Source organism: Actinomadura sp. 6N118, assembly GCF_044326415.1.
GTDB lineage: Bacteria > Actinomycetota > Actinomycetes > Streptosporangiales > Streptosporangiaceae > Spirillospora.
Map to the genome: position 1 here is coordinate 84022 of NZ_JBIRAZ010000022.1, position 13348 is coordinate 97369.

Annotated in this window: 11 protein-coding genes; 5 read left to right on the forward strand and 6 right to left on the reverse strand. The window is 69.4% G+C overall.

Features of this window, described 5'->3' with window-relative positions; all coding sequences use genetic code 11:
* Positions 1-12 precede the first annotated feature (12 nt).
* A complete protein-coding gene (locus ACH34W_RS42155) occupies positions 13-1143 on the reverse strand; it encodes a Gfo/Idh/MocA family protein (protein WP_395966823.1) in 1131 nt (376 codons plus the stop codon).
* 108 nt (positions 1144-1251) lie between these two features.
* On the opposite strand from ACH34W_RS42155, the gene ACH34W_RS42160 reads away from it, so the two are divergent.
* Positions 1252-1833 (forward strand): TetR/AcrR family transcriptional regulator, encoded by a 582-nt coding sequence (locus ACH34W_RS42160; RefSeq protein ID WP_395966824.1) that lies wholly within the window; start codon positions 1252-1254, stop codon positions 1831-1833.
* 16 nt (positions 1834-1849) lie between these two features.
* Here the strand turns inward: ACH34W_RS42160 and ACH34W_RS42165 are convergent, their stop codons facing one another.
* Positions 1850-2611, reverse strand: a complete 762-nt coding sequence (locus ACH34W_RS42165; RefSeq protein WP_395966825.1) for a TVP38/TMEM64 family protein — start codon at positions 2609-2611, stop codon at positions 1850-1852.
* A 308-nt stretch (positions 2612-2919) separates the two neighbouring features.
* Between ACH34W_RS42165 and ACH34W_RS42170 the strand changes: the two genes are divergently transcribed.
* A complete protein-coding gene (locus ACH34W_RS42170) occupies positions 2920-4143 on the forward strand; it encodes an RNA-guided endonuclease InsQ/TnpB family protein (protein WP_395966826.1) in 1224 nt (407 codons plus the stop codon).
* Between the two features lie 161 nt (positions 4144-4304).
* On the opposite strand, the gene ACH34W_RS42175 is transcribed toward ACH34W_RS42170, so the two are convergent.
* The 4 genes from ACH34W_RS42175 to ACH34W_RS42190 all read right to left on the reverse strand — a co-directional run bounded on the left by ACH34W_RS42175 (position 4305) and on the right by ACH34W_RS42190 (position 8820).
* Positions 4305-5705, reverse strand: coding sequence for a tetratricopeptide repeat protein (locus ACH34W_RS42175; protein ID WP_395966827.1), 1401 nt, complete (start codon positions 5703-5705; stop codon positions 4305-4307).
* A gap of 96 nt (positions 5706-5801) precedes the next feature.
* Entirely contained in the window at positions 5802-6116 is a 315-nt protein-coding gene (locus ACH34W_RS42180; RefSeq protein WP_395966828.1) for a hypothetical protein, read from the reverse strand.
* Positions 6097-7479, reverse strand: a complete 1383-nt coding sequence (locus ACH34W_RS42185; protein ID WP_395966829.1) for an acyclic terpene utilization AtuA family protein — start codon at positions 7477-7479, stop codon at positions 6097-6099. Before ACH34W_RS42185 ends, ACH34W_RS42180 begins: the two co-directional genes overlap by 20 nt.
* A 21-nt stretch (positions 7480-7500) precedes the next feature.
* Complete coding sequence (locus tag ACH34W_RS42190; RefSeq protein ID WP_395966830.1) at positions 7501-8820, reverse strand: CitMHS family transporter; 1320 nt, start codon at positions 8818-8820, stop codon at positions 7501-7503.
* Between the two features lie 113 nt (positions 8821-8933).
* Between ACH34W_RS42190 and ACH34W_RS42195 the strand changes: the two genes are divergently transcribed.
* The 3 genes from ACH34W_RS42195 to ACH34W_RS42205 all read left to right on the forward strand — a co-directional run bounded on the left by ACH34W_RS42195 (position 8934) and on the right by ACH34W_RS42205 (position 13288).
* Positions 8934-9923 carry a LysR family transcriptional regulator gene (locus ACH34W_RS42195; RefSeq protein ID WP_395966831.1) on the forward strand — a complete coding sequence of 330 codons (990 nt, stop codon included), beginning with the start codon at positions 8934-8936 and terminating at the stop codon, positions 9921-9923.
* 142 nt (positions 9924-10065) lie between these two features.
* A complete protein-coding gene (locus ACH34W_RS42200) occupies positions 10066-11688 on the forward strand; it encodes a CocE/NonD family hydrolase (RefSeq protein ID WP_395966832.1) in 1623 nt (540 codons plus the stop codon).
* Between the two features lie 40 nt (positions 11689-11728).
* Positions 11729-13288 (forward strand): tannase/feruloyl esterase family alpha/beta hydrolase, encoded by a 1560-nt coding sequence (locus ACH34W_RS42205; RefSeq protein ID WP_395966833.1) that lies wholly within the window; start codon positions 11729-11731, stop codon positions 13286-13288.
* Positions 13289-13348 lie beyond the last annotated feature (60 nt).

Below are 13348 nucleotides of genomic sequence, written 5' to 3' on the forward strand. Positions count from 1 at the left end.
TGATCGGTGCGCTTATTCGACGGTCAGGGCTTGGGACTGGCCGGTCTGTGACGCGCGTTCGATGGTTTCCAATAGCCGGTGGTAGTGCAGGGCGGTGGCGAAGCTGGGATTCGCGTCGCGGCCCTGGTCTATCGCCTGACCGATTTCGCGGTACAGCGCCGCGACGTTGACGGTTGGCCCGTCGGGCACGCCTGCGGGAACGATGCGGTAGCGGGCAGGGACGTCCAGGCTTGTCGTGACGCCGTCGACGGACCGCAGCCTGATGTTCCATTCGGTCCAGTGCGGATACACGCCGGCCCGGACCGGCGTGATGGTCAGCGTTCCCTCGGTGCCGGCGATCCTCAGGAGGAATTCGTCAGGACCCGCGGTGCTGCTGCCTCCGTGGACGGTCAGTGAGGCCACGGCGCCGTCGCCCAGGCGTCCCGTCAACGCGATCTGCCCGGGCGCCTGGTTGGCGATGCGTTCGCCGGTCTCGGCGACGGCGACCTTCTTGTGGAGGTTGGCCACCACCGCCGAGACCTGCGCCAACCCGCCGACGAGATGCTCGAACGTCGCAAGCGCGTGTCCCACCATGATGGTCAGCACGCCTGCGCCCGCCGCCGGGTCGGTGCCCCAGGCGAGCGCCTCGGGGATCCGGGCGCCGCCCCAGGGATCACCCGGGGTGATGAACGCGGCCGACTCGACGCGGCCGATGCGGCCCTCGGCGATGAGATCCCTGACGAAGAGGGCCGAGGGCGAGTGGTACCCCTGCAGGCCGATGGCGTGGACGACTCCGGCGGCGGCCGCGGCCTCGGCGAGTTCGGCCGTCTCGGCCGCGTCGACGCCCAGCGGCCATTCGGAGTAGACGTGCTTGCCCGCGGCGAGAGCCGCTCGGATCGCTTCCGCGTGTCCCGCCGACTTGACGGACACGACGACGAGGTCGACGCCGGGGTGACCGGCCAGATCCGCCGCGCTCGTGAAGGCATGCGCGGCTCCGAACCTGGCCGCGGCCTCCCGCGCGGTCTCGGGCTTGGACGTGGCCACCGCGGTGACGGCGAACTCCTCCAGGTGGGCCAGAGCGGGCAGATGGGTGGCCGCCGCCCAGCTCCCGTTCGGGCTTGCCCCCACGATTCCGACCCTGATCCGCTGCCGCCGACCGCTCATGATCACCCTCTCGCTAGTTTCCTATCGCTCGGTAGGAAACTAGAGAGCGCAGCATGCCCCTGTCAATCATGTAACCTACTGTTAGGTAGGAAACTAGGAGGGACGCTCATGCCGGGAGGTCGTCCGCGGGTCCACGATCTCGACGCCGCACTGGAGCGGGCGCTGGAGGTGTTCTGGCACCAGGGGTATGAAGGCACCACGCTCTCGGATCTGACCGAGGCGATCGGCATGAGCCGGCCCAGTCTGTACGAGGCGTTCGGCAACAAGGAGGAGCTGTTCGGCAAGGTGCTGGACCGCTATTTCGAAGGCCCGGGCCGGTACGCCTCCGAGGCTCTCGAACTTCCCTCGATGCGGGACGTGGTGGAACGCTTGATCTATGGCGCCGTCGAGCTGACCTCGGGCCAAGGTGGCTGCCTGACCGTGCGCACCGTTCAGGCGTGCGGAGACGAGGCCGAGCCGGTGCGCAGGGACGCCATAGCGCGCAGGAAGGCGGGCGAACTCGCGCTGCGGCGACGCATCGAGCTCGCACAGTCCTCCGGTGACCTGCCTGCCGATCGCGATCCCGGCGATCTCGCCCGGTTCGTCATGGTGCTCACCGACGGCATCGCGGTCCAGGCCGCCGCCGGTGGGAGCCACACCGAGCTCCGCCGATCCGCTGACCTGGCACTAGAGCTGTGGACGCACCTCTAGAGGCGCGACATGCTCCTCAGGAATCTCCAGGCTCCGCGTCAGCCTCCCCGATACGGGAGCGGACAGCCTTGGCCGCCCACCAGCCCGCCGCGCTCAGGACCACCAGCCCTACCGGCGCGATCCACACCACCGGCGAACCGGGCTCACGCAACGCCCCGCCGAGCCCGGTGTAGACGAGCGTTCCCGGCACGATCCCCAGCGCCGTGCCCGCCATATAGGGCGCGAACCGCACGCCTGCCACCCCGGCCGCGTAGTTGACCACGCCGAACGGAAACAGCGACACCATGCGCAACACCAGGACCGACTCGAAGCCACGGCGTGACAGATACGAGTCCAGACGGGCAAGCCGCCCCGACCCGGTGTACCGGGCTACCGCCGGGCGTCCCAGGAGCCTGGCCAGGCCGAACGCGAGCGCCGCACCCGCGGTGGCCCCGGCCAGCACCGCCGCCGAGCCCAGAGTGACACCGAAGAGAGCCCCCGCGGACGCGTTCAGCACCGAGCCGGGGATCAGCGCGATCACCGCCAGCGAGTAACACAGCGCGAAGACCAGCGGGCCCCAGAACCCGAGAGAATCGACCCATTCACTGATCGTCTCCCAGAACGAGCCGCCGCCCACCGCCACCAGCACCCCGAGGCCCGCCAGCACCGCGACGAAGGCGAGCAACCGCACAGCGGCCCCTCGATAGGACCTCGGAGCCTCGCCGGTCTCCCCCTCCTCAGGACGCTCGCCTTCCCGAGACGTGGTCGCAACGGAACCGCGGTCAGTGCGGCGACTCATAGGTGCTCCTGCGGGGCGGTTCGGTGGCGCGCTCGGCGACGCGCCGTCCTGACGACGGCAAGCGGAATGCTGATCATCGCGCACCGGACGCCGGAGCGACACAGCACACTCCGGCACACGGCCGCTGCCTCATGAAACGAATACCGGCACCGTAAAAGTTCATCCGGCGCCTACAGCGTGGAGCCCCCGTCCTTGAGGGCGGGGAGGAAACGCGGCATGGTGATCGTCCTTTCTGGTCCGGTGCGTCGATGACGACGGATGTGCGACGCTGAGTGATTTTGTCGGTGCGTACCGCTACGGTCAGGGGTGTGAAGATCGTGGTGCAGATGAAGCTGCTGCCGACGCCCGAGCAGGCGGCGGCCCTGGCGGCGACCCTGCACGCCTGTAATGCGGCGGCCAACCACGCGTCGGCGGTGGCGTACAACCGGTTTGGGTTGAAGGCCAGGCAGGTGCCGTTGCACCGTGCCGTCTACACCGAGCTCAGGTCGCAGGGGCTGGGGGCGCAGGCCGTCGTCCGGGTGATCAAGAAGGTCGTGGACGCCTACACGACCCTGCGCGGCCAGATCAAGGCCGGGCGGCTGGGCACGGAGGATTCGCCGCGCCGCCTCAAGGCCGAGGGCAAGCCGATCACCTTCCGCCCTGATGCGGCGCACCCTTTTGATGACCGGAATCTGTCGTGGCAGTACGACGCCCGTGCGGTGTCGCTGTGGACGGTGCACGGCCGTCTGAAGGGTGTGGCCTACACCGGGTCGCCCGCGCAGCTGAAGACGCTTGCCGGGCACCGGCAGGGCGAGTCGGATCTGCTGTTCCGTGACGGGAAGTGGTTCCTGGTCGCGACCTGCGATGTGCCCGAAGCGCCGCTGAACGCTGATCCGCGTGACTGGATCGGCGTGGACCGGGGTGTCGCCAACCTGGCCACCACCTCCGACGGGGTCAATCATCAGGGCCGGGGCCTGGCGAAGTATCGGCGTCGGATGGCGCGGGTGCGGGCCGAGTTGCAGGCCAAGGGCACCAAGTCCGCCAAACGCAAACTGAAGAAACGTGCGCGCCGCGAAGCCCGGCACGCCACCCACATCAACCACGCCATCGCCAAGGCGGTGGTGGCCGATGCCGAACGCACCGGACGCGGGATCGCCCTGGAAGACCTGGGCGGCATCCGTGACCGGACAAGGGTTGCACGGCACCAGCGGGCCACCATCTCGTCCTGGCCGTTCCACCAGCTCGAGACCTTTATCGGCTACAAGGCCATGCGGGCCGGGGTGCCGGTGGTGAGCGTGGACGCGCGCTACACCTCCCAGACCTGCCCGCGCTGCGGGCACGTCTCCAAAAAGAACCGTTCCACCCGGGACGACTTCTCCTGTCGTCGGTGCGGGCTCGCTGGCCCCGCCGACCACATCGCCGCCGTGAACGTCCAAAGACGCGCACGCACGGCGTGGGCATTCGTCAACATGCCCCATGCGGCCATGTCACCGTCCTCCCAGTCAGGGACTGTCACGAGCTGCAAACCTTGCCCCTCAAGGCCGGGTCGTTGACCCTTGCCGCTACGTCCGCTGAGTTTCAGCACCCCGCGGTCAGTGGGCAGCGGCCGCCCGTTGGTGATCGTCGTCAACGTTCCCGCCGGGGCCTGGCCACGTGTTGTCAGGTCCGGCGGGCGGCTTTACCCGGCGGCGGAAGCGGGCTCCCGCCGAGGCGGTTACGTCCGGTCCGCCCCGCTTGAGATGGCCTTGATGCGGCCGGTGTCGGTGAAGCCGACCATCAGGGTGTGCCCTTGCGGCGACTCGCCCCCCATGCGGTCTGCCGACATCTGCAGGCTGAAGCCGTAGTTCGCCAGGAAGCCGCGCACGACCAGCCGGGGGTCCGAGGGGAAGACCTCCGCCGCCGTCATGAGCAGCCGCGCGGCGGCGATGTGGTCGTACTCGTCGGCGGGAAGCTGCGGGTCGTCCAGGTGGAAGTACGCCGATCCCTTCCCTTCGTTGATGCTGCAGGAATGCAGGCCATTGCCGCCGAGCAGCGCGCCGGCCGCGATGGCCATCGTGGTGGCCGCCTGTTGGGGCTGCGGGAACCCGGACAGGTCCAGACGGCCGACCACCAGTTCCGGGATGTCGTTCCGCTCACCGTACTCACGCAGTTCGCGCAACCGGGCCAGCGCGGGCACGTCCTGACCGAGGGCAGGGTTGGCCCACGACCACAGCCAGCTCTTGTCCAGATGGGAAAAGCTGCCCAGATTGGTCATGCCGGCGTACGTCCGGTCGCCCAGGGTGATCGTCGCCTCTTCCAGGTTGAACCGTACGTCGCCCTCGCCCAAGGCTTCGTAAAGGACGTCCTGGCGGTGGATCGACGCGGCGCACGTCCAGGCCCCGAACCTTTCGAACTGCGGGCTATAGGCGGTCAGCCCCCGGGTCACCTCGTCCCAGAACCTGCCCTTCTCCGGCTCCCCACGCCGCGTGTGATAGATGGCGATGTTCTCGCCGGCCTTGGCATGCCCGAATTCGGCCACCGCCTGACGCCAGAACGTGACGGCCGTGTCCTCGTCGCCGTCCTCCAGATGGACGGAGGCGAGGCTGAAAGCGGCCTGGGGATATTTGAGCTCGGCAGCGCGCTGCCAGGCCTCGACCTGGCCCGCCTTGTCGCCCAGGTCGCTACGTACGTACCCGAGGTTGTACGCGGCGGCGGCGTTGCCCTTCTCGGCGGCGCGGCCGTACCACTCGGCCGCCGCGGCCAGGTCACCCTTGCCGTCGTCGTCGTAGATGCGGCCCAGATTGAACGCCGCCTTGTCGTCGGCGCCCGCCTCCCATGCGCGACGGTAGAACGTCAGGGCCTCTTCCTTCCGGCCCTGCTTTTCCAGGGCCGCCCCTGCACCCAGCATTCCGCCGTCGTGGCCGCCCTCAGCCGCCTGCCGGTGCCAGCGTTCGGCCTCCGCGTGGTCGTTCCGCGTCTCGGCGAGGTAGCCGAGTTGGAAGGCCGCGTCGGGGACACCCGCTTCGGCCGCGACACGCCACCAGTGCTCGGCGCCTTCGACGTCGTTCTTCCGGGCCGCCGCCCGCCCCCGCTCGTGAGCCTCGATCGCTTCCAGCGGAAAAGGAGCGTCACCCATGAAAAACCTTCCCAGAGAAATCACGAAACGTTCTTACTGACGCGATCCCCCATCTTGGCGGTTCCCGTGACCTACCTCATGCTCGGACCGGCCAGGTCAGGGGAGATCGATCTCCAGGGAGAGGAGGCGGGAGCTCAGGCTCTTGCCATGGGTGTCGAGGGCCAGCGAGGTGGTGACGCCGCCGTCGAGCGATCGGCGGCAGACGAACTGAAGGGCGCACACGTTCGGCAGTTCGTAGCGGATCACCTCGCCGCGGATGTGGGTGCTCAGATGGCGGCGGACCGCCTCGGAGGTCAGCTCCCTGACAAGGTCCAGGTAGTGCTCATCGCGGTAGGGGAAGACCGACAGGGTCGATGTGTCGCCCTTGTCGCCCGTACGAGCGTGGGCGATGTCATGCAGTTTCGCGCGCATGAGCAGTCTCCAGGATCTCGGTTCGGGGCGTGATGGCGTCGCGGGGCAGCATGGTCGAGACGATGCCGATGACGTCGGTGACGTTCGTGCGGACTCCGCCGCCGCCCGCAGGCCCATTGGTGTAGAGCGCCTCGACCTCGAAGCAGACGTCGTCGGCACGTTCGGGCGAGGACGTCAGGGCGGCGACCCGCAGGCGGCACTCCTCGGTTCCGGTCACGTCGGTGCGCAGGCGCAGGCCGGTGGCGGCGAGCCGGGCGGTCACGATCTCACCCGCGAGCTCGGCGCGGCGCCGGGCGTTCGGTCCTGCGTAGGAGATCTCGGCCTCGGCGCGATGACCGGCGTGGTAGCCGACGCTGACCTTGAGCGTGCCGGGGCGGGGGCGGCCCGCGGCGCCGCGTACGAGGACGGTGCCGGGGCGGGCCTCGTCGACGGTGACGCCGCGCAGGTCGAGAACGACGTCCGGGGTCACGTAGGCGGTCGGGTCGGTGACCTCGTACAGCAGTTGCTCGCGCACGGTGGCGCGGGAGACGATCCCGCCGGTGCCGGGTGGCTTGCCGATGGTCGCCGTGCCGTCGGCATCGATGTCGGCGTACGGAAAGCCAAGGTCGGCCAGGTCGGGGACGTCCTTGTGCCCGGGGTCGGCGAAGTAGCCGCCGGTGATCTGGCCGGCGCATTCCAGCAGGTGGCCGACGAGGGTGCCGGCGGCCATGCGCGGCCAGTCGTCCGGGTCCCAGCCCAGCCCGTACGCGAGCGGTGCCAGGAACAGCGAGGGGTCGGCGACCCGGCCGGTGAGGACGACATCGGCGCCGGCCGCGAGGGCGGGGAGCAGGGCGTCGGCGCCGAGGTAGGCGTTGGCGGAGATGACCGGGCCGTGCTCGGCGAGCGGCCGGCCGTCCTCCAGGGCCGGGGCCTGCAGATCGATCCGGTCGAGAACGTCGTCCCCGGTGACCACGGCCACTCGCAGATCGTTCAGCCCGAGCTCGTCGGCGAGCGCCCTGGCCGCGACACCGGCGGCACGCGGGTTGGCCGCGCCCATGTTGCTGACGATCGGCACACCCTGGCGTGCCGCCGCGGGCAGCAGTGCGCTGAGCCGCGCCCGCAGGCGCGGGTCGTAGCCGTGCCCGGGATCCTGCAGGCGCCGCCGCTGGCCGAGGGCGATGGTCCGTTCGGCCAGGCATTCCAGGACCAGGACGTCGAGGTCACCGCGTTCGAGCAGGTCGACGGCGGGCGGGATGCGATCGCCGGCGAAGCCGGCGCCACAGCCGATCCGCATGGCCGTCCGGCCGTTGAGCGTTGCCGTCCGGCCTTTGTGCGTTGCCGTCCGGCCGTTGTGCGTTGCCGCGCGGCCGTCGTGCGTTGACATGGAACCCCCGAGATGTGTCGGTCAGATCGAGATGGCGCCGGTGAGCAGGGCGACCACGGTCATGACCAGCGTGGTGCCGAACGCCCAGCCGAAGATGAACCGCTGGTGGGCGCCGAGATCGACCTTCGCCATCCCGAGGAGGATGAACGTGGAGGCGGTGAGCGGGCTGAGCGGGAACCCGGTGGTCATCTGCCCGAGCACGGCCGCCCGGGCGATCTCGGCCGGATCCCCGCCCAGCCCGGCGCTGGTCTCGGCGACCACGGGCATGACGCCGTAGTAGTAGGCGTCCGGCGTGAACACCAGGCTGAGCGGCATGCTCGTCACGGCCGTCGCCACCGGCAGGATGCCGCCGGTCCCGTCGGGAACGATCGACACGATCGCCTCGGCCATCTCGGTGACCATCTTGGTGCCGCTGAGGATGCCGGTGAAGACTCCGGCGGCGAAGATCATCGTGGTGACGAGCACGACGTTCGCCCCGTGCCGCTCCAGGAGCTCCTGCTGCTGGGTCCAGCTCGGCCGGTTGATCACGAGGGCCACCGCGAACGCCACGGCGAACAGCACCTCGAGCGGCATCAGCTCCATGACCAGCGCCACGATCAGCACGACGGTCAGCACCAGGTTGATCCAGAACCGCACGTCGAGGGGCGCCCGGAGCTCGTCGGCGCGGGGGGTGCCCGGCCCCGAGGCGGGCACCCCGGTCTCGGCATCGGGCAGCTCGACGCCCTCCTCCAGCAGCCTGGCCCGTTCGCGGCGCCCGATGAAGTAGGCGGCCAGCAGCACCCAGGCGATCCCGGCGATCATGGCGGGCAGCACGGGGTGGAAGATGTCGGAGCTGTCCATCTTGAGCGCGGCCATGGCGCGGGCTGTGGGACCGCCCCAGGGCACCATGTTCATCACCCCGGCGCCCATGCACACCACGCCGGTGAGGACCAGTGGCCGCATGCCCAGCCGCTGGTAGATCGGCAGCAGCGCGGACACGGTGATGAGGAACGTGGAGGCGCCGTCGCCGTCCAGGGCGACCACCAGCGTCAGCACCGCGGTGCCGACGGTGATCTTCATCGGGTCGCCCTTGGCATAGCGCAGGACACCCCGGATCACCGGATCGAACAGCCCGGTCTCGAGCATCAGGCTGAAGTACAGCACCGCGAAGGTGATCATGACGGCCACCGGCGCGACCTTCACCACGCCTTTGGCGATCATGTCGCCGAGCTCGCCGGCGAAGCCGCCTGCCAGCGCGGTCCCGATCGGTACCAGCACGAGCGCCAGCAGGACCGAGACCCGCCGCGTGAGTGTCAGGGCCAGAAACAGCCCGACGGTGACAAAGCCCAGCGTGGCGACCATGAGCCCACCTCCTCGGTTAAGGGTTGCCAGCGAGTGTGAGGTGAGCCACTCTTGTGTGTCCAACATCAATTCCACATAGTTTGATGTAGATAACGCATGTATCTGGGGAACGCATGGATCTGACCATCCAGCAATTGCGCGTCGTGCTGTCGGTCGCCCGCGAGGGTAGTTTCACCGCGGCAGGCGAACAGATGCGGCTCGCCCAGTCCTCGCTCAGCCGTACGGTCGCCGAAGTGGAACGCAGGGTCGGCATCACGCTGTTCGAACGCACCACCCGCCGGGTGCTGCTGACCCCCGCCGGCCGGGAGTTCGCGGACGTCGCCGAACGGGTCGTGGCCGAGTTCGACCGCGGCATCAACCACTTCAGCGGCTTCCTGGCCGGCACCCGCGGGCTGGTCCGGATCGCGACACTGCCCTCGCTGGCCGCCACGCTCCTGCCGACGATCGTGTCCCGGTTCCGCCAGGACCATCCGGACGTACGGATCCACATCGAGGACGGCCTGCTCGGCCAGGTCCTTGATCGAGTGCGTACGGGGCAAGTGGACCTGGCGGTGACCGTGCTCACCGGCCCACCCGAGACGCTGGGTTTCCGCCAGATCGCCGTCGACCACTTCTACTGCGTGTTCCCCCAAGGTCACCGCTTCGCCAAAGCCGACGACGGGCAGGAGCGGGGGCCGATCGCCCTGGAGCGGGAGCCGATCGCCGTGGAACGGGAGCCGATCGCCTGGGCGGAGCTGGCCGACGAGGCGTTCATCGCGTTCGACCAGGCCAGCAGCGTGCGGGTCTTCGCCGACCGTGCGCTGCGCGAGGCGAGGGTGCGGCTCGGCCCCATCACCGAGGCTCGCAACATCGCTGCCGTCGCCGGGCTGGCCGCGGCGGGTCTCGGGGTGTCGGCCGTCCCAGGGCTTGTGCTCCCGCTCATCGAATTCGCCCGACTCGACCGGCGCCGGCTGGCGCATCCCGCGCTCACCCGCCCTATCGGCGTCATGTTCGACCCGCTGCGGCCGCAGGCCCCGGTGGTCAGGCACTTCATGGAATTGCTGGAGGCGGGTCCGGAGACGAGGTCGCCCCTTCCAGAAGGCGCGAACTGGAAGACCGGCTGACAGCCACGCCCACAACCAGCAGGTATGACAGGAGCGCATCAATCCATTTGTCATTGATGTTGGCCCCCTCCGGTCGGCCGAATCTATGGTCCGTGCGGACCCGGATGCCGGGTGCCCCGCGATCAGCGAGGAGGCCGACAGGATGCGAGCGCGCCCCCCGACCTGCACTGGAACGGCGTATACGGGTCGACGCCTGAGACAAGGCGTCCTGGCGGTCGCCGTGACGGCCGCGCTCACGGCGGTGGCCGCCGGACCGGCTCCAGCCGCCGCGGCCTCTCCCCCGCCGGCGACCGCGGCCTCTCCTCCGCCCGCCGGGGTCCCCACCGATCCGTTCTTCACCTACGACCGGCCCGCTCAGTACGGCGTCAGCCGCACGGACGTGCGCGTTCCGGTGCGCGACGGCAGTTTCATCGCGTGCGACCTCTACCGTCCAGGAGGCCCGCAGGGGGCCGCCCCGGGACGTCATCCCGGCCTCATCCTCGACTACACCGCCTACGCCGACCAGGCCGAGTCGTTCGGCGTACAAGCGGCGTACTTCGCCCAGCGCGGCTACAACGGCCTGGTGTGCACCACCCGTGGTTCGGGCGAGTCACCCGGCCGCGTCGATCCGTTCGGCCCGCAGGAGCAGCGCGACAACTACGACGTCATCGAGTGGCTCGCCGCCCAGCCGTGGTCCACCGGCAGCGTCGGCCAGATGGGCGTCAGCTACGGCGGCCACTCGTCCCTGCTGGTCGCGGTCAACCAGCCGCCGCACCTCAAGGCCATCATTCCGGTCAACGGCCTGCATGACTGGTACGAGAACACCATCTACCGAGGCGGCATCTACTCGCCCAGGATCCGCCCGTGGCAGCAGTCCGTGGCCCCGGACACGTTGACCACCTATGCCGATCATCCGCTCTACGACCGCTTCTGGCAGGACCGCAGCGTCAAGTCGCGCCGGCACCGGCTCACCGTCCCCACCTTGGAGATCAACGGCTGGTACGACCGCTACCGCGACGGCATGGTCAAGAACTATCTGGCCGCCAAGGACAACGTCTGGCTGGTGTCGGGCCCCTGGAAGCACGGCTACCCCGCGAAGCAGTACGCCGATATCGGTCCCGGCGCCTATCTCGCCTGGTGGGATCGGTGGCTGCGGCACGACACCACCGCTCCCCTCCCCCGGGCGAAGATCACCTCGTACGAGACCCCCGGCCCTGGGGCAGGTACGGGATGGCGGCAGTATCCCGACTGGCCGCCGCCCGGTGCCCGGGCCCTGCGCTTGGCCTTTACTCGAAACGGAGGTCTCGACAGGGCTCCCGGACGTCCCGGCGCGGCCACTTTCACCGTCAACACCGAGCAGACCCCAGCCGCCCCCGACGAGCGGCTCGTCTTCCAGACCGACCCACTGCGGCACGACCTGGTGCTCGCCGGCGACATCGAGACCACCGTCAAGGCGTCGTTCACCGCCCGGGACGGCAACATCGCGGTCATCGTGTCCGACATCGCCCCTGACGGCACCGCGACCAGGGTGACCGAAGGCTGGCTCAAGGCGAGCCACCGTCACGGGCACCGCCGGGCGGTCCCGGTCACCCCGGGCCTGACCACCGGCCTGCGGGTCCACGTGTGGCCCACCCACTACCGGCTGAAGAACGGACACCGTCTTCGCATCACCGTCTCCAGCGACGACCACCCGGAGATCGACTCCGACGCACCGGCCGGCCAGGTCGGCCTCAAGGTCGGCGCCCGCGGCTCGTACGCGGAACTGACCGTCCTACCCAGCGCCTGACCGCCATCCGCAGCTGTCGCGATGTATGGAAGGACATGAGTTGACCAGGCTCAGCAGACTTGCGGCGGTCATCGCCCTGCTTTCAACGGCGTTTCTCGCGCATGCACCCTCAGCGGCGGCCCGGCCCGATGCCGCCCGGAATTGCGAGCGCCTGGCCGCCGCATCATTGCCCAACGCGACCATCACCATCGCCGAACAGGTGCCCGCGGGACGATTTACGGCTCCGGACGGCCGGGTCCTGCCGTCCGTGCCCGCGTTCTGCCGGGTCCACGGTGTGGCCCGGCCGGTGCCCGGCTCCCGGATCGGCTTCGAAGTATGGATGCCGCTGCGGGGATGGAACCAGCGGGTGGTGATGTTCGGCAACGGCGGCTACAGCTCGGCCATCGACTTCCCGTCCCTGGGCGGACCGCTGCTGTCGGCCGGTTACGCAACGGTCGGGACCGACACGGGTCACACCGGCGATGACCCGGACGTCTTCGTTCAAGGCGCCGCCAACCCGGAGATCATCGTGGACTGGGGGCACCGCGCCGTCCATGAAACGATCGTCAACGCCAAGCTGATCGTCCGGGCTTACACCGGCTCCAGGCCGCGCTACGCCTATTTCGTCGGCTGCTCGACCGGCGGCCACCAGGGGCTCATGGAAGCGCAGCGCTACCCCGGCGACTTCGACGGCATCGTGGCTGGAGCCCCCGGCAGCAACCGCGTCGCTCTCAACGCCGGCTTCCTCTGGCAGTTCCTCCAGAACCACACACCCGGCAACAACGCGGATCCGATCATTCCGCCGGCCAAGCTGCCACTCCTGACGAACGCGGCCGTCAGGCAGTGCCGGGGCAAGGACGGCGGCGAAGCGACCGATGGCTTCCTCACCGACCCGCACCGTTGCTCGTTCGATCCGGCGGTGCTCCAGTGCCGGGACGGCGACACTCCCGCTTGCCTGACGAAGCAGCAGGTCCGGGCGGTGCGGCAGATGTACGGCGGCGCCCGCGATCCGCGTACCGGCAAGCAGGTCTACCCGGGATGGCCGGTCGGCAGCGAGGCCCCTGTGGTGGACGCGTCCGGGAACGTGCGGCAAGGATGGAGCCGGTACTGGGGGACCACCGAGCCTGCCCGGGCGAACTTCTGGCGCTACTGGGTGTTCAACGATCCCGATTGGAACTGGTGGAAATTCGACTTCCACCGAGACGTCCGCATCGCACGGCAGAAGCTCGGGTCGATCATCGACGCCACCGACCCGGACCTGACGCCGTTCAGACGCCACGGCGGCAAGCTCATCATGTACGCGGGCTGGGCCGATCCGGTCGTTTCCGCCTACGACACCATCGACTACTACCGCCAGGTCGTTCGAACCACCTCACCCACACGCAGGTACAGCCGCGAAGCTCTCAGGCAAACCCGGGAGTTCGCCCGGCTGTTCATGGCGCCCGGCATGACCCACTGCGGCTCCGGTCCGGGCCCGAACGTCTTCGACGCGCTGACTCCTCTCACGCGCTGGGTCGAGCGGGGCGCCGCACCGACCGAGATCGTCGCGACGAAGTACGTGAACGACAATCCGGCGGACGGCGTGGCGATGACCCGCTCCTTGCGCCCCTACTCCTGCTGACGTGTGCACCGCCGACCAGATCACGACGTCTCGGATTCCGTGACGGCCTGCGATTCGCCG